The sequence below is a fragment of the Pseudomonas sp. NFPP24 genome, assembly GCF_900112095.1.
In the GTDB taxonomy this organism is placed as follows: Bacteria; Pseudomonadota; Gammaproteobacteria; order Pseudomonadales; family Pseudomonadaceae; genus Aquipseudomonas; species Aquipseudomonas extremorientalis.
Window position 1 is genome coordinate 76,354 of record NZ_FOKD01000013.1, and the last position, 24,792, is coordinate 101,145.

Annotated in this window: 22 protein-coding genes and 1 pseudogene; 17 read left to right on the top strand and 6 right to left on the bottom strand. The window is 62.2% G+C overall.

Annotated features, from left to right (window positions below):
- Positions 1 to 93: 93 nt before the first annotated feature.
- Positions 94 to 537 (top strand): annotated as a pseudogene (locus BM026_RS24160) (GNAT family N-acetyltransferase); the annotation flags it as partial.
- 43 nt (positions 538 to 580) lie between these two features.
- On the opposite strand, the gene sfnG reads toward BM026_RS24160, so the two are convergent.
- Positions 581 to 1,666 (bottom strand): dimethylsulfone monooxygenase SfnG, encoded by a 1,086-nt coding sequence (sfnG, locus tag BM026_RS24165; protein WP_093514493.1) that lies wholly within the window; start codon positions 1,664 to 1,666, stop codon positions 581 to 583.
- A gap of 251 nt (positions 1,667 to 1,917) precedes the next feature.
- On the opposite strand from sfnG, the gene BM026_RS24170 reads away from it, so the two are divergent.
- A complete protein-coding gene (locus tag BM026_RS24170; RefSeq protein ID WP_093530366.1) occupies positions 1,918 to 3,159 on the top strand; it encodes an acyl-CoA dehydrogenase family protein in 1,242 nt (413 codons plus the stop codon).
- An 84-nt stretch (positions 3,160 to 3,243) separates the two neighbouring features.
- Here BM026_RS24170 and BM026_RS24175 read toward each other — a convergent pair whose 3' ends face one another.
- Both BM026_RS24175 and BM026_RS24180 read right to left on the bottom strand, forming a co-directional pair.
- On the bottom strand, positions 3,244 to 4,029 hold the full coding sequence (locus tag BM026_RS24175; RefSeq protein ID WP_092249036.1) for a sulfite exporter TauE/SafE family protein: 786 nt from the start codon (positions 4,027 to 4,029) through the stop codon (positions 3,244 to 3,246).
- A gap of 91 nt (positions 4,030 to 4,120) precedes the next feature.
- The gene (locus BM026_RS24180) at positions 4,121 to 4,891 is read right to left on the bottom strand and encodes a class I SAM-dependent methyltransferase (RefSeq protein ID WP_093530368.1); all 771 of its coding nucleotides are present in this window, start codon (positions 4,889 to 4,891) and stop codon (positions 4,121 to 4,123) included.
- Between the two features lie 140 nt (positions 4,892 to 5,031).
- Between BM026_RS24180 and BM026_RS24185 the strand changes: the two genes are divergently transcribed.
- Genes BM026_RS24185 through BM026_RS24195 form a run of 3 tightly spaced genes read left to right on the top strand, consistent with a single transcriptional unit; the run spans position 5,032 to position 6,785 of the window.
- Positions 5,032 to 5,553, top strand: a complete 522-nt coding sequence (locus tag BM026_RS24185; RefSeq protein WP_092249032.1) for a DUF3455 domain-containing protein — start codon at positions 5,032 to 5,034, stop codon at positions 5,551 to 5,553.
- A 51-nt stretch (positions 5,554 to 5,604) separates the two neighbouring features.
- Complete coding sequence (locus BM026_RS24190; protein WP_093514495.1) at positions 5,605 to 6,120, top strand: sigma-70 family RNA polymerase sigma factor; 516 nt, start codon at positions 5,605 to 5,607, stop codon at positions 6,118 to 6,120.
- Positions 6,117 to 6,785, top strand: coding sequence for an anti-sigma factor (locus tag BM026_RS24195; protein WP_092249028.1), 669 nt, complete (start codon positions 6,117 to 6,119; stop codon positions 6,783 to 6,785). The genes BM026_RS24190 and BM026_RS24195 overlap by 4 nt, the downstream gene beginning before the upstream one ends.
- Here the strand turns inward: BM026_RS24195 and BM026_RS24200 are convergent, their stop codons facing one another.
- Both BM026_RS24200 and BM026_RS24205 read right to left on the bottom strand, forming a co-directional pair.
- Entirely contained in the window at positions 6,786 to 8,087 is a 1,302-nt protein-coding gene (locus BM026_RS24200; protein WP_092249025.1) for an ATP-binding protein, read from the bottom strand.
- 3 nt (positions 8,088 to 8,090) lie between these two features.
- Positions 8,091 to 8,792: a response regulator gene (locus BM026_RS24205; RefSeq protein WP_058424857.1), complete on the bottom strand. Its 702-nt coding sequence runs from the start codon at positions 8,790 to 8,792 to the stop codon at positions 8,091 to 8,093.
- Between the two features lie 288 nt (positions 8,793 to 9,080).
- Between BM026_RS24205 and BM026_RS24210 the strand changes: the two genes are divergently transcribed.
- The 11 genes from BM026_RS24210 (at position 9,081) to BM026_RS24260 (ending at position 21,367) form a co-directional block, all read left to right on the top strand.
- Entirely contained in the window at positions 9,081 to 10,223 is a 1,143-nt protein-coding gene (locus BM026_RS24210) for an efflux RND transporter periplasmic adaptor subunit (protein WP_058424858.1), read from the top strand.
- Between the two features lie 6 nt (positions 10,224 to 10,229).
- Positions 10,230 to 13,322: an efflux RND transporter permease subunit gene (locus BM026_RS24215; RefSeq protein WP_093530370.1), complete on the top strand. Its 3,093-nt coding sequence runs from the start codon at positions 10,230 to 10,232 to the stop codon at positions 13,320 to 13,322.
- Positions 13,323 to 13,452: 130 nt separating this feature from the next.
- On the top strand, positions 13,453 to 13,848 hold the full coding sequence (locus BM026_RS24220; protein ID WP_093530372.1) for a hypothetical protein: 396 nt from the start codon (positions 13,453 to 13,455) through the stop codon (positions 13,846 to 13,848).
- 127 nt (positions 13,849 to 13,975) lie between these two features.
- Positions 13,976 to 14,617 carry a DUF1345 domain-containing protein gene (locus BM026_RS24225; RefSeq protein ID WP_093530374.1) on the top strand — a complete coding sequence of 214 codons (642 nt, stop codon included), beginning with the start codon at positions 13,976 to 13,978 and terminating at the stop codon, positions 14,615 to 14,617.
- 73 nt (positions 14,618 to 14,690) lie between these two features.
- Positions 14,691 to 15,530 (top strand): AraC family transcriptional regulator, encoded by an 840-nt coding sequence (locus BM026_RS24230; protein ID WP_093530376.1) that lies wholly within the window; start codon positions 14,691 to 14,693, stop codon positions 15,528 to 15,530.
- A gap of 54 nt (positions 15,531 to 15,584) precedes the next feature.
- Entirely contained in the window at positions 15,585 to 16,172 is a 588-nt protein-coding gene (locus BM026_RS24235; RefSeq protein ID WP_093530378.1) for a LysE family translocator, read from the top strand.
- 108 nt (positions 16,173 to 16,280) lie between these two features.
- Positions 16,281 to 17,294 (top strand): LacI family DNA-binding transcriptional regulator, encoded by a 1,014-nt coding sequence (locus BM026_RS24240; RefSeq protein WP_093514541.1) that lies wholly within the window; start codon positions 16,281 to 16,283, stop codon positions 17,292 to 17,294.
- A 44-nt stretch (positions 17,295 to 17,338) separates the two neighbouring features.
- Entirely contained in the window at positions 17,339 to 18,121 is a 783-nt protein-coding gene (locus BM026_RS24245; RefSeq protein ID WP_093514498.1) for a sugar phosphate isomerase/epimerase family protein, read from the top strand.
- A complete protein-coding gene (locus BM026_RS24250; RefSeq protein ID WP_092249006.1) occupies positions 18,114 to 19,055 on the top strand; it encodes a sugar kinase in 942 nt (313 codons plus the stop codon). Before BM026_RS24245 ends, BM026_RS24250 begins: the two co-directional genes overlap by 8 nt.
- Positions 19,056 to 19,100: 45 nt before the next feature.
- Entirely contained in the window at positions 19,101 to 20,393 is a 1,293-nt protein-coding gene (locus BM026_RS24255; protein WP_071490628.1) for an MFS transporter, read from the top strand.
- Complete coding sequence (locus BM026_RS24260; RefSeq protein ID WP_093530380.1) at positions 20,390 to 21,367, top strand: NAD(P)-dependent oxidoreductase; 978 nt, start codon at positions 20,390 to 20,392, stop codon at positions 21,365 to 21,367. The genes BM026_RS24255 and BM026_RS24260 overlap by 4 nt, the downstream gene beginning before the upstream one ends.
- Positions 21,368 to 21,498: 131 nt before the next feature.
- Here the strand turns inward: BM026_RS24260 and BM026_RS24265 are convergent, their stop codons facing one another.
- Positions 21,499 to 23,124 (bottom strand): methyl-accepting chemotaxis protein, encoded by a 1,626-nt coding sequence (locus BM026_RS24265; RefSeq protein WP_093530382.1) that lies wholly within the window; start codon positions 23,122 to 23,124, stop codon positions 21,499 to 21,501.
- A 233-nt stretch (positions 23,125 to 23,357) separates the two neighbouring features.
- Between BM026_RS24265 and BM026_RS24270 the strand changes: the two genes are divergently transcribed.
- Complete coding sequence (locus tag BM026_RS24270) at positions 23,358 to 24,785, top strand: nucleobase:cation symporter-2 family protein (protein WP_092248998.1); 1,428 nt, start codon at positions 23,358 to 23,360, stop codon at positions 24,783 to 24,785.
- Positions 24,786 to 24,792 lie beyond the last annotated feature (7 nt).

Sequence of the window (24,792 nt, forward strand, 5' to 3'; positions counted from 1 at the left end):
ATAGTTGATCCGCTTTAGAGAACTCGACCTTTTCTATTAAGCACGATCATTTAGAGAAGTCCCGTTTCGTTACGCAACTTTTACGGCGGTCATATGGCTCTTTGCTTTCGCGTTGCAACCTCCAACGATGTGTCTGAACTGGTGGCACTGGAACAGCGCTGCTTCAGCAGCGACCGGCTGTCATCGCGCAGTTTCCAGTGGATGGTCAGCCGCGCCCACGGCCAGTTGCTGGTGGCGGAAAATGACCGGCAGTTACTCGGCTATGCGCTGGTGTTGTTTCGTCGGGGCGCCTCCTCGGCGCGCCTGTATTCGATTGCCATTGCCGAGCATGCACGCGGCATTGGCTTGGGCAAGCAGTTGCTGAACGGCGTGGAAGCTATCGCCGTGGCACAGGGCTACACCTGCATACGTCTGGAAGTACGCACCGACAACCCCGGCGCCCTCAACCTCTATGAGCGCAACGGTTATCGGCGCTTTGCCCTGATCAACGACTACTACGAAGACCACACGCCCGCCCTGCGCCTGGAAAAACACCTGTAGCAAGCCCGCTCACTACTTGCACGGATCAAGCTCGCACGGATCAAGCCACCTGTTTGATTGCCGCCTTGGCTTCAAGCTCTCGCACCAGCGGCAACACGCGCTTGCCGAAGTATTCGACTTCTTCCTGGAAGTGCAGGAACCCGGCGAGTACCAGGTCCACCCCCACCGCCTTGAGCGCAACGATGCGCTCGGCGATCTGCTGCGGCGTGCCGATCAGGTTGGTCTTGAAGCCATCGTTGTACTGCACCAGGTCCTCGAAGCTGGATTTGGCCCAGTTGCCCTCTCCCTCCGGCGACGCCTTGCCGGCCTGTTTCGCCGCATCGCCGAAGGCATTCACCGCTTCCGGGTCGGCCTTGTCGATGATCTCCGCCAGCACGGCGCGCGCTTCTTCCTCGGTGTCGCGGGCGATCACAAAGGCGTTGACGCCGACTTTGACCGAGTGGTTATTGGCTGCTGCCTTGGCACGGATGTCGTCGACCTGGGCCTTGATACCTTCCGGGGTGTTGCCGTTGGTGAAGTACCAGTCCGACACCCGCGCCGCCATGTCCCGTGCCGCCCGCGAGCTGCCGCCCTGGAACACTTCCGGCTGGCCCAGTGGCTTGGGCTTGAGGGTGTAATTGTTGAACCGGTAGAAGTCGCCCTTGAAGGTGAAGTCATCCTGGGTCCAGATGCCTTTGAGGGCGCGGATGAACTCTTCGGAGCGGCGATAACGCTCGTCGTGCTCCAGCCAATGTTCGCCAATGGCCTGGAACTCACCCCTGAACCAACCGCTGACGATATTCACCGCGATACGACCATTGGTGAGTTGGTCGATGGTTGCCAATTGCTTGGCCGCCAGCGCCGGCTGCCACGGGCCGGGCAGGATCGCGGCGATCACCTTGAGCTTGGTGGTTGCAGCCAGCAACGCATGGCTGAATGCCACGGACTCATGCTGGTTCTCGGCGCCGTAGCCGGCGGTGAAACGGATCTGGGTCAGGCCGTACTCGAAGCCGGCAGCCTCAGCCAATTGCGCCAGCTTGCGGTTGTAATCGATGCCCCAGTGGGTGCGTTGCTCGATTTTGCTGACCACCAGCCCACCGCTGACGTTGGGCACCCAGTAGGCAAATTTCACGGCATGTTGAGTCATCGGACGGTACCTCGCAAAAAGGGATGTACCAGGGCTTGAGCAGCAAGCGTGCCAGGCTGGGAAACGCCCGCGCCATGCGGGCTGCGTTGAATACCGTGCGCCGTCGCCAGTGTCCTGGATTGCACGGGTTTGTCGATCCGCTGTTGCCAGGGCAACAGTGACTCGACGTTTGTCCCCGTAAATACGCGCCCCGGCACCCGGCACGGACTGTGCAATCGCCTCTGCATCGATCACTGCCCAGGAACCTCGCCATGACCGAACATCACGTCATCAACCCGCTGTCCACCGGCGTCGACTACCCCACGCTGGCGGCACGCTTTCGCCCGATCTTCCAGCGCATCGCCGAAGGCGCCGTAGCACGCGAACACAGCCGCACCCTGCCCCATGAGCCGATCCAATGGCTCAAGGAGGCGGGGTTTGGCGCGGTGCGCGTGCCGGTGGAGTATGGCGGCGGTGGTGCTTCATTGCCGCAGTTGTTCGAACTGCTGATCGAACTGGCCGAAGCCGACTCCAACGTGCCCCAGGCCCTGCGCGGGCACTTCGCCTTTGCCGAAGACCGCCTGAATGCACCGCCCGGCGCCGGCCGCGATGTGTGGTTCAAGCGTTTCGTGGACGGCGATATCGTCGGCTGTGCCTGGACCGAAATCGGCAACGTGGCCATTGGCGACGTGGTGACCCGGGTCAGCCCCGACGGCGACCAGTGGAAGCTCAACGGAGAAAAGTTCTATAGCACCGGCAGCATCTTCGCCGACTGGATCGATGTGTACGCCCAACGCAGCGATACCGGTGGCGACGTGATCGCCGCGACCCGCGCCCGTCAGCCTGGCGTGGAACACAGTGACGACTGGGACGGTTTTGGCCAACGCACCACCGGCAGCGGCACGTCGCGCTTTACCGATGCGGTGGTGGAGGCGGACAACGTGATCGACTTTGCCACGCGCTTCAAATACCAGACCGCGTTCTACCAACTGGTGCTGCTGGCCACCTTGGCGGGCATCGGCCGTGCCGCACTGCGCGATGTGGCGCATCAGGTGCGCAGCCGCAAGCGCATCTACAGCCATGGCAATGCGGCGCATGTCAGCCAGGATGCGCAGATTCAACAGGTGGTGGGTGAAGTGGCGGCGCTGGTGTATGCCGCCGAAGCGAGCGCGCTGAAGGCGACACTGCCCGCGCAACGGGCGTATGTGGCGCGATTCGGGGGCGACGATGCGGTAGAGCGCGAAGCCAATGTGGCGGCCGAGATTGAGTCGGCTACCGCACAGGTGGTGGTGTCGTCGTTGATTCAGCGGGCGACCAGCGAGTTGTTTAATGCGCTGGGGGCTTCGGATGTGCGCCAGGGTAAGGCACTGGATCGGCATTGGCGGAATGCGCGGACGGTGTCGTCGCATAATCCGCTGATTTACAAGGCGCGGATTGTGGGGGATTGGGTGGTCAATGGGGCTGAGCCGCCGTTTGTCTGGCAGATTGGGAATGGGCCTGGCGTAGTGGGTTGAGGTTTTTGACTGTGTGTATATCCGTTATTTAGGTGATGGCGGAACCCTAAATGGCCGTTACCTGAACAACGGATATGCGCCCAATCAGAAAGCCAGTTTATAGCCAATAGCCATGAGCATAACCGCCAAACACGGCCGCAGCACCCCATCCGGCAACTTCCCCGTCATATGACTACCGATATAGATCCCCGGCAACGACCCCATCAACAAAAACCCGAGCAGATGCCAATCCATATTCCCCATGCTGGCATGCCCCAACCCGGCTACCAGGGTCAACGGCACGGCATGCGCAATCTCAGTCCCCACCAGCCGCCGCGTGGCCAGAAACGGATAAAGAATAAACAACGCCACCGTCCCCAGCGCACCCGCGCCAATGGAGGTCAGCGCCACCATGGTGCCGAGGATCGCCCCTGTCACCACCGTCAGCGCATTCAAGTTGCGCGGGCTCATGTGATAGCTGTCGCCCGCATGCCGCTGGGCAAACGCCAACAGGCTTTTCTTGAACAGAATCGCCAACGCCGTCAGCAGCAGCACCACACCGAGCGCCTGCTTGATCACTGCATTCATGGCGCTGGGGTCAGTATGCAGGCTGGCCAGAAACCACAGCGTCAGCAACACCGCCGGCACACTGCCCAGGGTCAGCCAGCCGGTGATGGTCCAGTCGATATTCTTGTTCTTGCTGTGTACCAGCACCCCACCCGACTTGGTGATGGCGGCGTACAACAGATCGGTACCCACGGCAGTGGCCGGGTTGATGCCGAACCACAACAGGATCGGCGTCATCAACGAACCGCCGCCCACACCGGTCATGCCCACGATAAAACCCACGATCAGACCGGCAACCACAAAACCAAAATTACCCACATCCATTACAGCTACCTGCGGCCTTATAAATTTCTGGCCGCAGGATAGCGATTTTTCTTATAACGACTTATACCAATATGATCTGACTTTATGCCTTTTAGGCCAGTCGATGACAGACATAAGCCTGGGTCTTATACGGAAAGGCCACGGTGTCCTTCCCCTTCAACGCCGGATGGGTGTCGATCAGCGCCTGCAATTGCGCGGTAACGCGGGCCTTGGGCTCATCGTCCAGCGCGGCAATAAAGCTCACCGAGAGAAAGCGATCCATGATCACCTCTTGAGGACTGCCGACATGGCTATAGGGGAAACAGGTGACTTCGGGCTGGGAAAAATACTTGCCGCTGAACGCGTCACGCCAACGCCCGGTATGAAAGCGCGGGGTATCGCCCTCGTACGGGGTGATGATGTCGGTGATCGCGGCGACCCAATCCACCGATTCGTCTCGCACATTCCACACCAGGCCAAGGCGGCCGTCAGGCTTGAGCACGCGATGGATTTCCGCCAGGGCCGCCTCGGTGGAAAACCAGTGGAAGGCCTGGGCGCACACCACTGCATCGGCGCTGGCGGCTGGCAATGGGATGGATTCAGCGGTGCCATTGAGCAGACGCACATCCGGCATCAGTCGGGTCAACTGCGCGCCCATCGCCGCCACCGGCTCGACCGCGATCAGGGTCGGTGCCAGGGTGCTGAGCAAGCGGGTGAACTTGCCGGTGCCGGCGCCCAGGTCAATCACGCTGGACTGCGCGCTGATGCGCAACGTGTCGGCCAGCCAGCCGGTGAGTTGCCGCGGATAATCCGGTCGCCCCTGGGCGTAGGTAACAGCCTGGGCAGAAAAACCTTGTTGAGCAGACGTGTGCACACCAGTCATTGCCAATCTCTCCTCGGGTAAAACGGGGGGACACAGTGTGCGCCCTCTCAGGTTTATTTTCTAATCGCTGCATCCAATCGTGCCGGCCATGGGTAGTCCTCTCAGTTACCCCGCTGTTTCACTGAAATGGAGAAGTACCCATGAACGCTAAAGCACTGCTCTGCCTCACCGCCCTGCTCGCCGCCGCGCCTGCCGCCTTTGCCCAGGCCGACCTGCCCGACAGCATCAAGGTGCCGGACGGCCACAAAGTGGCACTGGAGACCACCGGCGTTGGCGAAATCACCTACGAGTGTCGCGACAAAGCCAACGCCGCCGGCCAGACCGAGTGGACTTTTGTCGGGCCCAAGGCAGTGTTGAACGACCGCAGCGGTAAACCAGTCGGCACCTACTTCGGCCCACCGGCCACCTGGCAGGCCGAGGACGGCTCGAAAATCACCGGCACGCAGTTGGCCGTGGCACCGGCGGGGGCGGGCAACCTGCCGTATCAACTGGTCAAGGCCAACCCGGCCGAAGGCAAGGGTGCAATGAGCGGCGTGAGCTACATCCAGCGCGTGGCGCTCAAGGGTGGCGTGGCGCCGAGCAGCGCGTGCACCACGGCCAGCAAAGGCAAGCAGGAAGTGGTGAAATACCAGGCGGATTACATCTTCTGGGCGGCCAACTGAGCAAAGTCGGCTACGCTGCCCCCCATACTGATCGTTGGGGGGGAGCACCACGTGTTTGATTACGAAGCTTGCCTGCGGGCCTGCGCCCGCGGCGAGCAACGCGCCTTGCGCCAGCTCTACGAGCAGGACAGCAGTCGCTTGCTCGGCGTGGCTTTGCGCATCGTGCGCGAAAAAGCGCTGGCCGAAGACATCGTGCACGACGCGTTCATCAATATCTGGCGTGGTGCCGGCAGTTTCGACCCCAGCCGCGGTTCGGCCCGTGGCTGGGTGTTCAGCGTGACCCGGCACCTGGCGCTCAATGTGGTTCGCAACCACTACCGTGAAGTGCCGCTGGGCGAGGAATACGAGCAGGTCGCAGCCACCGACACTGTTGAATTCAGCACACGCTCCGGGCAAGTCCACACCTGCCTGGAGCAGCTCGACCCGACCCGTCGCACGTGCATCCTGCATGCCTATGTCGACGGTTTTTCCCACAGCGAAATCGCCCGGAAACTGGACGCCCCGCTGGGGACCGTCAAAGCCTGGATCAAACGTAGCCTCGCCGCGCTGCGGGAGTGCATGGCATGAGCAACCCTCTGGACGAACTGGCCGGCGAATACGTGCTGGGCACCCTGCCCGGCGAACAGCGCGCCGAGGTGGAACAACGTCTCCAGCACGACGCCGAACTGCGTGCCGCAGTGGACGCCTGGGAGCAGCGTCTGTTGCCGCTGACCGCCTTGGCGGAGCCCGTGCCCCCCTCCGCTGAATTATGGCGACGCATCGAGCGCCACACGGCAAGTGCCCGCACCCCCTGGTGGAACCTGCTCGCCGTATGGCGCAGCCTGGCCGGTGCCGGGATGGTCACCACGCTGGTCCTCGCCGCGCTGCTGCTGACGCGTCCGCCTGTCCTTGAACCCAGCTTTGTGGTCGTGTTGGTCGCCCCGCAAAGCCAGGCGCCGGGCTGGGTGATCCAGGCCAGCAATGACCAGCAGATCCAATTGATTCCATTGGGCGTGATGGACGTGCCGGGCGACAAGGCCCTGCAGTTCTGGACCAAAGGTGATGGCTGGCAGGGGCCGGTGTCCCTGGGGCTGGTCAAGCCGGGCCAGACACTGTCGGTGCCGCTGGACCAACTGCCGCCGCTGACACAGAACCAGCTGTTCGAACTGACCCTGGAAGACTCACAGGGCTCGCCGACCGGCAAGCCCACCGGGCCGATCCAGGCGATCGGCCGTGCGGTCAAGGTGCTCTGATCAGCCGGCGCTGGGCAACCACAACCGGAACCGCGCACCACCCAATGGCGACGCCAACGCCGTCAAGGTGCCGCCCTGGGCTTCCAGGGCGCGCCGGCTGATGGCCAGGCCCAGGCCGAAACCGCCGGTGGCGCGATCACGGCTGCGGTCCAGGCGGTAGAACGGTTCGAAGATGCGTTCACGCTGGTCAAGCGGGATGCCGATGCCATCATCGTCCACCCAGATTTCACACCCCTTGGCGCAGACCTTTACGCCGACCTGAATGCGCTTGTCGCAGTAACGTGTGGCGTTGCGCAGCAGGTTTTGCAAAGCGCGGGCGGTGAGGCGCGGGTCGAGGCTGAAGCGCTCCACGGCACAGTCGAGCGCGACATCGATGACGATCTCGGGATTTTCCAGTTCGTCGTCGACGCTGCCCAGCACGCTGTCGATAAACTCATCGAGCACCACCTCGACCCGCTCCGGCAGTTGCGCCGGGTTTTGCAGGCGGCTGTAGGACAGTAGCTCCAACACCAGTTCATCCAGCTCGCGGATATGTGCCACCAGGCCGTGCAGGCGTTCGCGGCTGGCCTCGGGCAAATCTTCGGACAACGCCAGGGCCAGGCCGAAATCCAGGCGCGTGAGCGGTGTGCGCAGTTCATGGGAAACGGCGTTGAGTAGATCGCGCTGTTGGTTGAGCAGGTGCTCGATGTCGTCGGCCATGGCGTCGAACACCGATGCCAGGCTGCCGATGCTGGAACTGGCCGGAAGACCGGTGCGTTCAGCCAGGTTACCCTGGCCCAGTTGCCCGGCGGTGCTTTTCAGGCGTTCCAGGTCGCGCCAGTGCGGACGCAGCCATATGAGCAGGCAGGCCAGCAGCGCGGCGACGATCAGCACGTTGATCGCCCAATACAGCACGTTCATGTCCATCGGGTCGGGCGGAATGGTCAGCTTGACCACGAATTGCTCATTGATCGGCGAGCTGATCTGCTCCATCCAGCCCCATTCGCCCAGGCGCACCACCGACTTGCCCTGCTCCAGCAGCTGTTCTTCCGCCGGGGTGTAGCTGGCGTCCTGGCGCAACAGCAATTGCACTTTCAGCGGCGCAAAATCGCGGCCCAGTTGCTCGGTCACCTGTGACCAACGCTCTACCGGCGCCCGCTGATATTGCTTGACGATCAGCTTTTGCTGGCCGCGGGTCTGCTCGATGTTGTAGTTCATGTAGCGGTGTTCGAACAGCTGGATCACCAACGAAGGGATCAAATAGATCGCCAGGCTGTAGGTGACGATGGTGATCAGGTAGAGGCGCAGCAATACACGAAACATGGCTCAGCATTCCCACTCGGAACGGCTGAACAGGTAGCCCTTGCCCCACACCGTCTTGATCTTGCGCGCCTCGCCGGCGTTGTCGTCGAACTTGCGACGCAGCTTGGAGATGGCCACGTCCACCGAGCGGTCGGTGCCGTTGAACTCGATGCCGCGCAGGCGTTGCAGGATCTGGTCGCGGCTGAGCACTTCACCGGCATGCCGCGCCAGCACTACCAGCAGGTTGTATTCGCCGCTGGACAACTCCACCGCCTGATCGCGCCAGGTCACGGTGCGCTCCGACAGGTCGATGCACAGGTTGCCCATGATGATCTGGTCGTTGGCCACCTGGGGCTCGGACAGGCTGCTGCGACGCAGCAAGGTGCGGACGCGGGCGAGCAGTACACGTGGCTCGCAGGGCTTGGTCACGTAGTCGTCGGCGCCCATTTCCAGGCCCAGCACCTGGTCGTGGCTGTCATCGCGGGCGGTGAGCATCAGGATCGGCAGGCCCGCCGAGTCGGCACGCAGCAGGCGGCACACCTGCAGGCCGTCGAGGCCGGGCAGCATCAGGTCGAGGATCACCAGGTCCGGCGGGTTCAGGCGTGCGCGCTCACGGACATGGTCGCCACGGCTGAGCACATTGACGTGGTAGCCATTGCGTTCCAGGTAGCTGGCAATCAGCTCGGAGAGTGCGGCGTCGTCTTCCACCAGGAGGATGTTGGGCATAAAGGTGTTTCCAGAAAATACAGTTGTTGGTCGTACACAAATCCCATGTGGGAGGGGGCTTGCCCTCGATAGCGGTGGCTCAGTGAAGCGTATTTCGACTGATACACCCCTATCGGGGGCAAGCCCCCTCCCACATGGCATCTCCATGTTTGCAGGATTGTGCAAGGATATACGCCCCCGGCGCCCCGCGCGCCGCACCTTACATTTCTTCACAGACCCGCTACACAGCTTCACAGCACCACGGCGCAGGTGACTTTAGGATGCGCCAGTCAATATTGGGATAAGAGCATGTCGAAGAATCTGTTTGCGCCATTTTGCCTGCTGGCCCTCACCCTGGCCCTGAGCGCGTGTGGCGACTCCGCCGCCGAAGCGCCGCAAATGCCCCTGGCCAAAGTGCGCATCGAAACCCTGGAAGCCAAGCCCCTGTCGATCAGCAGCGAACTGAGCGGGCGCATTGCCGCGCCGCGCATCGCCGAAGTGCGCGCAAGGGTCGCCGGCGTGGTGATGCAACGGGTGTTCAAGGAAGGCCATGACGTGAAACAGGGCGACGTGCTGTTTCGCATCGACCCCGCGCCCTTCAAGGCCGACCTCGACAGCGCCCAGGCCAACCTGAGCAAGGCCGAGGCGGATGCGTTCAAGGCGCGCCTGCAGGAGCAGCGCTACAGCCAATTGGTGGAAGGCAACGCCATCAGCGGCCAGGACTACGACAACGCCCGCGCCGCCGTACGCCAGACCAACGCCGAAGTCGCCGCCAACAAGGCAGCCGTGGAACGCGCCCGCTTGAACCTGGGTTATGCCACTGTGACCGCACCGATTTCCGGGCGCATCGGCCGGGCGCTGGTGACGGAAGGCGCGCTGGTCGGGCAGAACGAGGCCACGCCGCTGGCGATCATCCAGCAACTGGACCCGATCCATGCCGACCTGACCCAGTCCAACCGCGAGCTGAACGACCTGCGCCGCGCCTTCCGTGCCGGCAGCCTGAAGCAAGTCGGCCAGGACCAGGCCAAGGCCACCCTGATCGAGGACGACGGCAGCCTGTACCCACTGCCGGGCAAGTTGCTGTTCGCCGAGATCAGCGTCGACCCGGGTACCGGGCAGATCATCCTGCGCAGCGAGTTCCCCAACCCGGACCTCGACCTGCTGCCCGGCAGCTTTGTACGGGTGCGCCTGGAGCAAGCCGTCGACAAGCAAGGCATCAGCGTGCCGCAACGCGCCATCACCCGTGACAGCGCCGGTATCCCGATGGTCTTGCTGCTGGACGCCGAGCAGACCGTGAGCCAGCAGCCGGTGGAGTTGGGCGCGGTGGTCAACGATCGCTGGATCGTCAGCAGCGGTCTCAAAGCCGGTGACCGCATCATCGTCGAAGGCCTGCAGCACGCGCGCCCCGGTGAAAAAGTTGAAGTGGACGACAGCCCGCTCGTAAAGGAATAACCCGCCATGCCGCAGTTCTTTATTGACCGCCCGATCTTCGCCTGGGTGGTCGCCCTGTTTATCCTGCTGGCCGGCTTGCTGGCCATCCCGCAGTTGCCGGTGGCGCAGTACCCCAACGTCGCGCCGCCGAAAGTAGAGATCTACGCGGTGTACCCCGGTGCATCGGCGCAGACCCTGGACGAAAGCGTGGTGAGCCTGATCGAGCAGGAGCTCAACGGCGCCGATCACCTGTTGTATTTCGAATCCCAGAGCAGCCTGGGTTCGGCCACCATCACCGCCACCTTCCAACCGGGCACCAACCCGGAAATGGCCCAGGTCGATGTGCAGAACCGCCTCAAAGCGGTCGAGCCGCGCCTGCCGCAAGCCGTTACCCAGCAAGGCTTGCAGGTGGAGAAAGTCTCCGCCGGCTTCCTGCTGCTGGTGACCCTCACGTCCAACGACGGCAAGCTCGATGACGTGGCGCTCAGCGACTACCTGGCGCGTAACGTGATGAACGAGCTCAAGCGCCTGGACGGTGTGGGCAAGGCCCAGCTGTACGGCGCCGAGCGTGCCATGCGGATCTGGATCGACCCGCAGAAGCTGATCGGTTTCAACCTCACGCCGGCCGATGTGAACGCGGCGATCAGCGCGCAGAACGCCCAGGTCTCGGCGGGCAGCATCGGTGACTTGCCGGGTACCAATACCCAGGAAATCACCGCGGCGATCCTGGTCAAGGGCCAGTTGTCGACGCCGGCCGAGTTCGCCGACATCGTGCTCAAGGCCAACCCGGACGGCTCCACCGTGCGCATCGGCGATGTGGCGCGGGTGGAAGTCGGCAGCCAGGAATACCAGTTCTCCACGCGCCTCGACGGCAAGCCCTCCACCGCCGTCAGCGTACAGCTGTCGCCCGGCGCCAACGCGTTGAGCACCGCCACCCTGGTGCGAGCCAAGATGGACGAGCTGTCGCGCTATTTCCCGGCCAATGTGGAATACAAGATCCCGTACGACACCTCGCCGTTCGTCAAGGTTTCGATCACCAAGGTGGTCTACACCCTGCTTGAGGCAATGGCGCTGGTGTTCGCGGTGATGTTCCTGTTCCTGCAAAACGTGCGCTATACGCTGATCCCGACGCTGGTGGTGCCGATTGCGCTGATGGGCACTTTTGCCACCATGTTGCTGCTGGGCTTTTCGATCAACGTGCTGACCATGTTCGGCATGGTGCTGGCTATCGGCATCCTGGTGGACGACGCGATTGTGGTGGTGGAAAACGTCGAGCGCATCATGGCCACCGAGGGCCTGTCGCCCAAGGAAGCGACGAAAAAAGCCATGGGCCAGATCACCGGCGCCATCATCGGCATCACCCTGGTGCTGGTGGCGGTGTTCCTGCCGATGGCGTTCATGGCCGGCTCTGTGGGGGTGATCTACCAGCAATTCTCGCTGTCGATGGCCACCTCGATCCTGTTCTCGGCGTTTCTCGCCCTGACCTTGACCCCGGCCCTGTGCGCCACCTTGCTCAAGCCGATCCCCAAGGGCGAGCACCATGCCAAGGGCGGTTTCTTCGGCTGGTTCAACCAGCGTTTTGAAAGCCTCACCGACCGCTATGAAGGCTGGGTGGCCTATGCCCTCAAGCGCAGTGGCCGTTACCTGCTGATCTACCTGGTATTGCTGGTGGGCCTGGGCTGGATGTTCAGCCGCCTGCCCTCCTCGTTCCTGCCGGTGGAAGACCAGGGCTACACCATCACCGACATCCAGTTGCCGCCGGGTGCGAGCAAGAACCGCACGGTGCAGGTGGCCGAGCAGATCGAAGCGCACAACGCCGAAGAGCCTGGGGTGGGTGATACCACCATGATCATGGGTTTCAGCTTCTCCGGTTCGGGGCAGAACGCAGCGCTGGCGTTTACCACGCTCAAGGATTGGTCGCAGCGCAGCAGCGATGACTCCGCATCGTCGATTGCCGACCGCGCCAACATGGCCTTCAGCGAACTGAAAGATGCGGTCGCCTACGCCATTCTGCCGCCGCCAGTGGACGGCCTGGGCACCTCCAGCGGCTTCGAGTTCCGCCTGCAGGACCGCGGTGGCGTCGGCCATGCCGCGTTGATGGCCGCGCGTACCGAGTTGCTGGCCGCCGCCGCGAAAAGCCCGATCCTGGCCAACGTGCGCGAAAGCGCCCTGGCCGAAGCACCGCAAGTGCAGCTTGAAGTGGACCGCAAACAGGCCAATGCGTTGGGCGTGTCGTTTGCCGACGTCGGCAATGTGCTGTCCTCGGCCGTCGGTTCGGCCTATATCAACGACTTCCCCAACCAGGGCCGCATGCAGCGGGTGGTGGTGCAGGCCGAAGGTGACCAACGCAGCCAGGTGGCGGACTTGATGAAAATCAACGTGCGCAACAACGCCGGCAAGATGGTGCCACTGTCCGCCTTTGTCGAAGCCAGATGGACCCAGGGCCCGACCCAGTTGACCCGCTACAACGGCTACCCGGCCATCGCGATTTCCGGCGAAGCCGCTCCAGGGCACAGTACCGGTGAGGCCATGGACGAGATCCAGCGCCTGGTCAGCCAATTGCCCGCCGGCCTGGGCCAGGAATGGACCGGTTTGTCGTTGCAGGAACGTCTGTCCGGCTCCCAGGCCCCGATACTGCTGGGCTTGTCGCTGCTGATCGTGTTCCTGTGCCTGGCGGCGCTGTATGAAAGCTGGTCGATCCCGACCTCGGTGCTGCTGGTGGTGCCGCTCGGTGTGCTGGGCGCGGTACTGGCCGTGGCCTTGCGGGGCATGCCCAACGATGTGTTCTTCAAGGTCGGCCTGATCACCATCATCGGCCTGTCGGCGAAGAACGCGATCCTGATCATCGAATTCGCCAAGGACCTGTACGACCAGGGTGAAGACCTGATGAGCGCCACCCTGAAGGCTGCGCGCTTGCGCTTGCGCCCGATCATCATGACCTCGCTGGCGTTCATCCTCGGCGTGGTGCCGTTGGCGATTGCCACCGGCGCCAGTTCCGCCAGCCAGCAAGCGATTGGTACCGGCGTGATCGGCGGGATGATCACCGCGACACTGGCGGTGGTGTTTGTGCCGGTGTTTTTTGTGGTGGTGATGAAGTTGGTTAAAAAGCGCCGCGACTGATTGACGTCAACCGACGCAAGCCCACTGAAAAGAGCCCTTACAAACTGTCAATGTTGACAGTTTCGCAGGGTTCTTTTTCGTTTTAGTGTGCCTTTGTTCAATCCGAACGATCAGTAAAGAGAAGCTTCCCATGAGCGAACACTCAGGCTTACTGCTTTCCAACGGGTACCTGGCGGTAGGCATTGGAAACAGTTTTTTTGTCAGCGAAGACTTAACAGTAATCCATACGAGCCAATTGCTGCGTATTGAGGCACCGGGCACTGGAAACTCAGCCGGAGAATTCATCATCACGGTCAATAACCCTGGGAATGGTGGAACAGCCATACCGGTTGGTCCTGGCAACCCTTCGCAGCTCACCTACGAACGGTACGGCTATCCTACCCGCCATGCCGGTAGCGGAAGCATAACCTTCGTGTGGGACCCTACACGTAAAATGCTTGATGCGACGTTTGAAGCCATCTTGGTTCCTGTCGCGCACTACCCCGCAGTCAAACTCACGGACGGCGCCATCCGTCACGTTGAATAAGCACGGCTGTAACCGCCATGTTTGATGGCCAGGACGTGCAACTGACAAAAAGGAGTGTTCGACGCAGTCAGTCAGGGACTAAAGAATGCGCTATGGTGCTCGCAGAGACATTTCATTGTGAGCCGCCATGCCGTTCCTCGCCCGCACCCACCCTCGCCTCTCCGCCGCCGCCGTGCTGGGTATTGCCGTGGGCATCATGGCGCCGGCAGACACCGTCGTCAGCAAAATCCTCATCGGCTGGAATGCCGGGGTCTGGACCTACCTGGTACTGATGCTATGGCTGACCCGGCGGGCCAAGGCCGAGGATGTGAAGCGCATCGCCGAAATCGAAGATGAAAATGCCGGGCTGGTGCTGTTCACGGTGTGCATCGCCGCTCTCGCCAGCCTGGCAACCATCACCTTCGAACTGGTGGGCAGCAAAGACCTGGCCACCTCGGAACGCCTGCTGCACTACGGTTTCACCGGGCTGACAGTGATCGGTTCGTGGTTGCTGATCGGGGTGATCTTCAGCGTGCATTACGCGCGCCTTTATTACACCTGGGACGGCAAGGAGCCGGCGCTGCGCTTTGCCGAAGGTTTGCAGACCCCCAACTATTGGGACTTCCTGTATTTTTCCTTCACCATCGGCGTGGCGGTGCAGACCTCTGATGTCGGGGTTGCCACCCGAGGCATGCGCAAGGTAGTGCTGGGTCAATCATTGATCGGGTTTCTGTTCAACACGGCGATCCTGGGGTTCTCGATCAATATCGCCGCTGGCTTATTCGGTTGAGGCTGCACAAACCTTCTAGACGCTTATGCCCAGCTGGGCGCTAATTACCTCACCTATTCCGCCTCGGTGTTTTATGGCCGCGCACAATTGGATCGACCTGTCCCAGGACGCCGACACCGGCATCGAGACCCTGCGCGCGCATTTCGAAGGCCATGCGTACGACCCGCATTGGCACGACAGCTACCTGATCGGCGTGACCGAGCAAGGCGTGCAGCAATTCAACTGCCGCCGTACCCGCCACAACAGCGTGCCCGGCCAGGTGTTCCTGGTGGAGCCCGGGGAACTGCATGATGGCGATGCGCCCACTGCCGACGGCTTCACTTACCACATGCTCTATCTCGACCCGCAGTGGTTGGCGCGGGAGGTGAGCGCGGTGTTTGAAGAGGCACCACTCGATAGCCAACTGAGTTTCGCCAATACCTTGACCAGCGACCCGCGCCTGGCCATCGCCACCACTCAAGCTTTCCAGACCCTGCACGCCGGCGAACTGCGCATCGTGCGCCAGCGCGCCATGGACCATCTGTTGGAGCGCCTCACCGGCCAACTCTACTGGCGCATCCGCTACCGCGAAGACCCGCGACTGCCACTGGTTGCGCACAAGGCGCGGGAATACCTGCACGCTCATCTGCACGTGGATGTGGGCATGGACGAACTGGCCCTGGCCTGCGGCGTCGACCGTTTCCGCCTGACCCGTGCGTTCAAGAGCGCCTTTGGCCTGCCCCCTCACGCCTATTTGGTGCAACTGCGTCTGGCCCGCGCCCGTCATTTTCTGACCAGGGGCGAACAACCGGCGGACGTCGCGATTGCCCTGGGCTTTGCCGACCAGAGCCACTTGGGGCGTTGGTTTGTACGCGCCTACGGCCTCACACCTGCGGCCTACCGCAAGCGCTGCTCAAATCTTCCAGACAGGTAGCAAGCGGGCTTGTGAAGATCGACTCCATCGATTGGTTTATTGGAGTCTGCCGTCATGTTGCCGTTTATGTTGTTCGCCTTTGTGGCGTCGATCACCCCCGGCCCCACCAACATCCTGGTGCTGAGCAACAGCGCACGTCATGGTTTCAAGGCGGCCTTGCCGATCATTCTGGGTGCCTGCGCAGGTGCTGCGGGCCTGGTGTTGGTGGTGGGCAGCGGGGTTGGCCAGTCGTTGGTGCATGTGCCCAAGGTGCAAATGGCCATGCAATGGATCGGCATCGCCTGGTTGAGTTACCTGGCCTGGCAGATCTTCAGCGCGCCCGCCCAAGCCATCCACGTGCAAGCCAGCGAAAAGCCCCTTGGCCTGATCGGCGCCGCCAGCCTGCAGTTGATCAACCCGAAAACCTGGATGATGGCCCTGGCGGTGGTCAGCGTATTCGCTGACAACGGTGCTGAGCGCCAGAGCCAAGTGGTGTACCTGTCCCTAGTATTTTTCCTGATATCGCTGCCGTGCCTGGGCACTTGGGCGTTGCTGGGCGTGGGGTCGGCACGGCTGTTTCGTTCGGCCAGGGCGATGCAACGTTTCAACCGGGGCATGGCGCTGTTGCTGCTGGTGGCGACTTGGCTGAGTGTGGTGATTTGACGCACCGGCCATCCGGCTTTGTCCGACAACAGCTTGACGACTTTCCTCATTTGATGGTTTCCTGAAACCGGTTTCAGTCATTCCAATAAAAACAGAAGGTCGATGACCGTGAACACTTTTTCCGCCGCCCAGCGCAGCCGCGTGACCATGCTCGACGTGGCCCAACACGCCGGCGTCTCCAAAGCCAGCGTCTCGCGCTTTATCGGCGACGACCGTGCCCTGCTCTCCGATGCCATCGCCCTGCGTATCGAGCAAGCCATCGAGCACCTCGGCTACCGCCCCAACCAGATGGCCCGTGGCCTGAAACGTGGGCGCACGCGCCTGATCGGCATGCTGGTGGCCGATATCCGCAACCCCTATTCCATTGCCGTGATGCACGGTGTCGAAACCGCTTGCCGTCAACACGGCTACAGCCTGGTGGTATGCAACACCGACCGTGACGACGAGCAAGAACGCCAGCACTTGGCAGCGTTGCGTTCGTACAACATCGAAGGGCTGATCGTGAACACCCTCGGCCATCACTTGGACCAGTTGCTGGAACTGCAACGGGAAATGCCGCTGGTGCTGGTGGACCGCAAGGTCGAGCCGCTGCGCAGCGACCTGGTTGGCCTGGACAACCCGGCGGCGGTGCGTATGGCTGTAGAACATCTGGAGCGACAGGGTTACCGCGATGTGCTGATGGTCAGTGAAGCCACCGATGGCACCAGTTCGCGCCTGGAGCGCCTGGACAGTTTCAAGGCTGAAATCGCCAGCCGCCCGGCATTGACCGGCGCTGTGCTGGCGTTGGATGAAACACTGCAACAACACCTGCACACCTTTCTTGCCAAACCTGGCCCCAAGGCACTGTTCTGTGCCAACGGCGTCGCGGCGCTGGCCTGCACCCGTGCATTGAAGAACCTGGGTTGCAACCTGTTCGACGACATCGGCCTGATCGCCCTGGATGACCTGGACTGGTACCCGCTGGTAGGCACGGGTATTACCGCCCTCGCCCAGCCGACCGCATCCATCGGTGCAACGGCATTCGATTGCCTGCTCAAGCGCTTGCGCGGCGATACCGAGCCAACACGTACCCTGGATTTCCTGCCCGAGCTGATCGTCCGTGGCTCGACCCGGCACCTCTAAAAAATTTTGAACAAAAATGAAACCGGTTTCAGAGGTAAACAACAATGCATAAATACCCCGTCTCCATCAGCCTTTCCAGCTACGGCGCCGAGCTGGTACGTCAGCAGGGCCAGCTTAGTTTCGTCGAAGTCCTCGCCGCCGCCGGCGCCCAGTGCATCGAGTGGCGCGAAGAGCTTTTAACGGACGAACAGCCCACCGAACTGGCCCAGGCAGCAGCGCAACAGGATTTGAAGTCGGTGTTCTCATCGCCTTTGGAACTGTGGGTCGCCGGCCGCGCCCAAGCGAATGCCGAACTCGCGGCCACCCTGGATCGGGCGCAGGCGTTTGGCTCACGCTGGCTGAAAGTCTCCCTCGGCTACTTCACCGACACCAACGACCTGGAAAGCCTGCACGCCCTGCTCAACCGCCACCCGGTCCGCCTGTTGGTAGAGAACGACCAGACCCTGCACGGCGGCCGCATCGAACCCCTGCAGCGCTTCTTCACCGAAGTGGAACGCCTGGGCCTGCCGGTGAAGATGACCTTCGACATCGGCAACTGGCAATGGCAAGACCAATCCGCTCTAACCGCTGCACGCCTGCTGGGCCGGCATGTGGATTACCTGCACTGCAAGGCCGTGGCCCGGCGCCCGGACGGCAAGCTGGTCGCTGTGCCGCCGGGCGCCACCGACCTGCATCTGTGGGAACAACTGCTCAAGCATATGACTCAAGGGATTACCCGGGCGGTGGAATTCCCGCTGCAAGGCGATGACCTGGTCGAGGTCACCACCCGGCACATTGCCGCCCTCGCCATCCTTGGCCAACCGCGCGTGGAGAATGCCCATGTCTGAGATCGATATCCTGTCGTTTGGTGAGACCATGGCGATGTTCGTCGCCGAACAGACCGGCGACCTGGCGCAAGTGGCGCAGTTTCACAAGCGCATTGCCGGGGCGGACAGCAACGTCGCCATTGGCCTGTCACGCCTGGGCTTCAACGTGGCCTGGCTGAGCCGGGTCGGCAATGACTCCCTTGGGCGCTTTGTGGTCGATACCTTGAACAAAGAAGGCCTGGACTGCCGGCATGTGGCGGTCGACCCGTTGCACCCCACCGGCTTTCAGCTCAAGTCCCGTGAAGAAACGGGTGATGACCCTCAGGTCGAGTATTTCCGCAAAGGCTCGGCAGCCAGCCACTTGTCCGTCGCAGCCATCAGCCCTGCCCTGCTGCAAGCCCGCCATCTGCATGCCACCGGCATTCCGCCAGCGTTGTCCGCCGCCACCCGCGAGTTGTCCGCCGAGCTGATGACCCAGATGCGCAAGGCCGGGCGCAGCGTGTCGTTCGATCCCAACCTGCGCCCATCGCTGTGGGCCAACCAGCAGACGATGATCCGCGAAATCAACGCCCTCGCTGGGCTGGCCGATTGGGTCCTGCCGGGTCTGGGCGAAGGTCGCCTGCTGACCGGCTTCGATGACCCGGCCGATATCGCCGCGTTCTACCTCGACCAGGGCGCCGAAGCCGTGGCGATCAAGCTTGGCCCGGACGGCGCCTATTACCGCACCCAGATGGACCAGGGCTTCGTCGCCGCCGTGCGGGTGGACAAGGTGGTCGACACCGTTGGCGCCGGCGACGGTTTTGCCGTGGGCATGATCAGCGCCCTGCTGGAAAACCTCAGCTTTCCCGAGGCGGTGCAGCGCGGCAACTGGATCGGCAGCCGCGCCGTGCAGAGCCGTGGCGATATGGAAGGCTTGCCCACCCGTTCAGAGTTACCGATTCGATCCGTTGCCTGACCCATTCCCTGTTGCCACAACTACAACAAGCTCAGGAGCAACCCCATGGACACCGTGAAACTCGCCACCCGCCGTTGGTGGTACATCATGCCCATCGTTTTTATCACCTACAGCCTGGCGTACCTGGACCGCGCCAACTATGGCTTCGCCGCCGCCTCCGGGATGGCCGAAGACCTGATGATCACCCCCGGTATGTCGTCGTTGCTGGGGGCGCTGTTCTTCCTCGGCTACTTTTTCTTCCAGGTGCCGGGGGCGATCTATGCGCAGAAGCGTAGCGTCAAGAAGCTGATCTTCGTCAGCCTGATCCTGTGGGGCGGCCTGGCCACCCTGACCGGCGTGGTGTCCAACGCCTACATGCTGATCGTGATTCGCTTCATGCTCGGCGTGGTCGAAGCCGCCGTGATGCCGGCGATGCTGGTGTACCTGTGCCACTGGTTCACCCGTGCCGAGCGCTCGCGCGCCAATACGTTCCTGATCCTCGGCAACCCGGTGACCATGCTGTGGATGTCAGTGGTGTCGGGCTATCTGGTGCAGCATTTCAGCTGGCGCTGGATGTTTATCATCGAAGGCCTGCCGGCCGTGCTGTGGGCGTTTATCTGGTGGAAGCTGGCCGATGAGCGTCCAAAGGATGCCAAGTGGCTGAGCGACGCCGAGAAACAGGACCTGGAAACCGCGCTGGCCGCCGAGCAAGTCGGGATCAAGGCGGTGAAGAACTATGCCGAAGCGTTCCGCTCGCCCAAGGTGATCATCCTGGCGCTGCAGTTCTTTTGCTGGAGCATCGGCGTGTATGGCTTTGTACTGTGGCTGCCGTCGATCCTCAAGCAAGGCTTGCAGATGGACATGGTCGAAGCCGGCTGGCTGTCGGCGCTGCCTTACCTGGCGGCGGTGATCGGCATGCTGGTGGTGTCCTGGGGCTCGGACAAGCTGCAAAAACGCAAGCGCTTCGTATGGCCGCCGTTGCTGATTGCTTCGATTGCTTTCTATGCGTCCTACGTGCTCGGCGCCGAACACTTCTGGTGGTCCTACACCCTGCTGGTCATTGCCGGCGCGTGCATGTATGCGCCGTACGGACCGTTTTTCGCCATCGTCCCGGAAATTCTCCCGGCCAACGTCGCCGGGGGCGCCATGGCACTGATCAACAGCATGGGCGCCCTGGGTTCATTCGGCGGCTCGTACCTGGTGGGCTATCTCAATAGCAGCACCGGTTCGCCCGGCGCCTCTTACCTGCTGATGAGCGGCGCGTTGCTGCTGTCGGTGGTGCTGACGATTTTTCTCAAGCCCGGCGCCAGTGACCGTACGCCGGCGCCCAACCCGGAATTGAAGGTAAAGACCGCATGAAAAAGTCTGTCGTGTTGTACAAGAAACTCTCGGCACCGTTGATGGCCCGCCTGCATGAACAGGCCGAGATCACGCTGATCGAAGCGTTGGGCGAGACCGGCCTGGCCAAGTTGCGCGCCGCCCTGCCCGGCGCCCACGGCCTGTTGGGCGCAAGCCTGCGCCTGGACGCCAGGCTGCTGGACCTGGCGCCACGACTGGAGGCGGTGGCGAGCGTGTCGGTGGGCGTCGACAACTATGATATCGACTACCTCACCGAGCGCGGCATCCTGCTCAGCAACACCCCGGATGTGCTCACCGAGACCACCGCCGACACCGGTTTTGCGCTGATCCTGGCCACCGCGCGCCGTGTGGTCGAACTGGCCGACATGGTGCGCGCAGGCCAGTGGAGCAAAAACATCGGCCCGGCGCATTTCGGCAGCGACGTGCATGGCAAGACCCTCGGCATCATCGGCATGGGCCGCATCGGCGAAGCGTTGGCCCAGCGCGGGCATTTTGGCTTCGGCATGCCGGTGATCTACCACAGCCATTCGCCCAAGCCTGCGGTGGAGGCCCGTTTTGGCGCGCAGTACCGCAGCTTGAACGAGTTGCTGCAACAGGCCGACTTTGTCTGCCTTACGCTGCCACTGACCGCTGAAACCGAGAAGTTGATTGGCGCCGAACAATTCGCACTGATGGGCGCGGAGACGATCTTTATCAATATCTCGCGGGGCAAGGTGGTGGATGAGGCGGCACTGGTGCAGGCGTTGCAACAACGCACGATTCGAGCGGCGGGGTTGGATGTGTTCGAGCAGGAGCCGCTGGATCATGGCTCGCCGTTGTTACGCTTGAACAATGTGGTGGCCACGCCGCATATCGGCTCGGCCACCCATGAGACGCGGGAAGCCATGGCCAAATGTGCAGTGGATAATCTGTTGCAGGCGTTGGCGGGTGAAAAACCGAAAAACCTGGTGAACCCAGGCGCCTGGAAACAGTAGCGCTGACACAACACAGAACAAATGTGGGAGGGGGCTTGCCCCGATGGCGGTGTATCAGTCGACTTATCTATAACTGATCCACCCAGATCGGGGGCAAGCCCCCTCCCACATTTAAATCACATTTCAGCCAGCTAAATAACGAACCTGGCCACCATCCCATTCAGGTCCACCGCCAACCGCGACAGCTCATGGCTGGCCGCGCTGGTCTGGTTGGCACCCGCCGCCGACTGGGTCGCCAGGTCACGGATATTGACCAGGTTGCGGTCCACTTCGCGGGACACCTGGGCCTGTTCTTCCGAGGCGCTGGCGATCACCAGGTTGCGTTCGTTGATCAGGCTGATGGACTGGGTGATCTGCTCCAGGGCCACCCCGGCGGCGCGGGCCATTTCCAGGGTGTCCTGGGTGCGCTGGTTGCTCTGCTGCATGGACTGCACGGCTTCACCGGTGCCGTTCTGGATACCGGCGACCATTTTCTCGATCTCCTGGGTCGACTGCGCCGTGCGGTGGGCCAATGCCCGCACTTCGTCGGCCACCACCGCAAAGCCACGCCCAGCCTCACCGGCACGTGCCGCTTCGATGGCAGCGTTAAGCGCCAGCAGGTTGGTCTGTTCGGCAATCGCGCGGATCACGTCCAGCACCTTGCCAATGTCCCGGCCTTGGGTGGCCAGGCCTTCGATCATCGCGGCAGTGTTCTGCACGTCCTGGGTCATGGTCTGGATCGCGCCGACGGTTTCCACCACGCGGTCGCGCCCTTCCCGCGCCGCCTGGTTGGACTGGGTCGACGCCTCGGAGGTGGACACCGCGTTGCGCGCCACTTCTTCCACCGCCGCAGTCATCTCGTTGACCGCCGTAGCGGCCTGGTCGATTTCATTATTCTGTTGTTGCAGGCCCTTGGAGGCTTCCTCGGTGACCGCACTCAGCTCTTCAGCGGCAGACGCCAGCTGGGTGGCCGACCCGGCAATGTGCTGGATGGTCTGGCGCAGGTTGCCTTGCATGGTAGACAAGGCGTTGAGCAAGCGCGCCGGTTCGTCCTTGCCGTCGTCTTCAATGGTCTTGGTCAGGTTGCCACCGGCAATGGTTTCGGCCACCTCCACGGCTTTGCGCAAGGGGACGACGATGCTGCGGGTCAGCAGCCAGGCCAGCAATACCGTGAGCAATGCGGCGGCAACCGAAACGACAATAGCGCCAGTGATGGCACTGCTGTAGTTTTGCCCGGCTTCCTCGTTGGCTTGCTTGGCATCCGCCGCGTTGATGGCGATCAGCTTGTTCAGCTGTTCGCCCATCTGGTCGGTGCCGTCCTTGATCCGCGTGTTGATCAGGGTGCGCATCTCATCGACCTTGTTCTGCCTGGACAGCGCCAGCATCTCGGCCTGAGCCTTGAGATAGTTGTCCAGGGTGGTCGTGAATACCTTGTACAGGGCGGCCTCCTCGGGCCCGGCAGGCAAGGCTGCGTAACTGGCCTGGGCAGTCTTCACCTTGTCGGCCAGCACGCCGATACGCACTTCAGCTTCCTGAAGGCCGGCAGGCTCACGGTTGACCAGCACGCGGAACGAAAGGATGCGCATACGCAGCACGTTTTCGGTGATCACCGACAGTGACGTCACGCTTGGCAGTTGATTGGTACTCATGTCCACCGAGGCCTGGCGGATCAGCGTCATACGGTTGACCGCAAATACCCCCAATACAACCACTAACACAGCAATAAACGCGAAACCGAGAGAAGCGCGAGGAGCGATATTCAGATTACGGATGGACATGGGGGAGCTCTCAAAAGTAGTGTCTGCGCGCGTCCCTGCCGCGAAACGATCTGTCAGCGTCAACGCACTGCCCAGACCTTGGTCACCACCGTTGTCATTAGTATGTGGGCCTAACCACGCTATCGGCAGGCGCTGCGGTTTCCCGCAGGGGCTTTATAAATATTTTTTTACACTTCTGACGACAGGCAGTTTCTGGCATCCTGCGCCTCCATTTTCTGACCCGAGCCCGCATTTTGTCTGACGCTCAAGCCCCGCGCCCCCGCTATAAATCCGACCTGATCTACGGCCTGGAAGACCGCCCGCACTTCACCGCCGCCCTATTTGCCGCGCTGCAGCATGTGCTGGCGAGTTTCGTCGGGATCATCACCCCCACCCTGATCGTCGGCGGCGTGCTGGGCCTGGAAAGCGAAGTGCCATACCTGGTGAGCATGGCGCTGTTCGTGTCGGGGCTCGGCACCTTTGTGCAGGCACGCACCTTCGGCCCGATCGGCTCGGGGCTGTTGTGCCTGCAGGGCACCAGTTTTTCGTTTATCAGCGTGATTCTCAGCGCGGGCTTCATGGTCAAGGCCCGGGGCGGCGGCACTGACGAAATCCTCTCGACGATCTTTGGCATCTGCTTTTTCGCCGCGTTTATCGAGGTGGTGCTCAGCCAGTTCATCGGCAAGCTGCGCAAGCTGATCACCCCGGTGGTCACCGGCACCATCATCACGCTGATGGGCTTGTCGCTGATCAAGGTGGCGGTTACTGACATGGCCGGCGGGTTTGGCGCCAGCGACCTCGGCGCGGCGAGCAACATGGGCCTGGCGGCGCTGGTGCTGCTGACCATCGTGGTGCTCAACCGCTTCAATAACCCCTTCCTGCGCCTGGGTTCGATCGTGATCGGCCTGACCCTGGGCTTCGTCGTGGCCTGGCTGCTGGGCCGCGTGGACATGGCGGCGCTGCCTGAGGTGCCGTTGATCAGTGTGCCGGTGCCGTTCAAGTACGGGTTCTCGTTCGACTGGGTGGCGTTTATCCCGGTGGCGGTGATCTTCCTGATCTCGCCGCTGGAAGCAGCCGGTGACCTGACGGCCAACTCGATGATTTCCCAACAGCCGGTCAAGGGCCCGCTGTATATCAAGCGCATCAAGTCCGGCCTGCTGGCCGACGGTCTCAATTCGGCGATGGCCGCCACCTTCAACAGCCTGCCGATGGTGACCTTCGCCCAGAACAACGGGGTGATCCAGTTGACCGGCGTAGCCAGCCGCTACGTGGCGTACTTCATTGCCGGCCTGCTGGTGCTGCTGGGGCTGTTCCCGATGATCGGCGCGGTGCTGCAACTGATGCCCAAGCCGGTACTGGGCGGCGCCACCCTGATCATGTTCGGCACCGTGGCCGTCGCTGGGATCAAGATCCTTGCCGAAGCCGGGTTGCATCGGCGCAATGTGCTGATCGTGGCGATCTCCCTCGGCATGGGCCTGGGCGTCGCTGCCGTGCCGGAAGTATTGCGCGAGCTGCCCAAGGCGCTGCACAACATCTTCGAGTCGCCGATCACCGTGGGCGCTTTCTGTGCAATCGTGCTGAACATTTTCCTGCCGGAAGAGTTCATAGAGCTGGAAGAAGATGAATTTGATCCGGAGTCCTCTACCCTCAAAGTGATGCAGGACCCGGACGTCACGAAATAGGAGCACC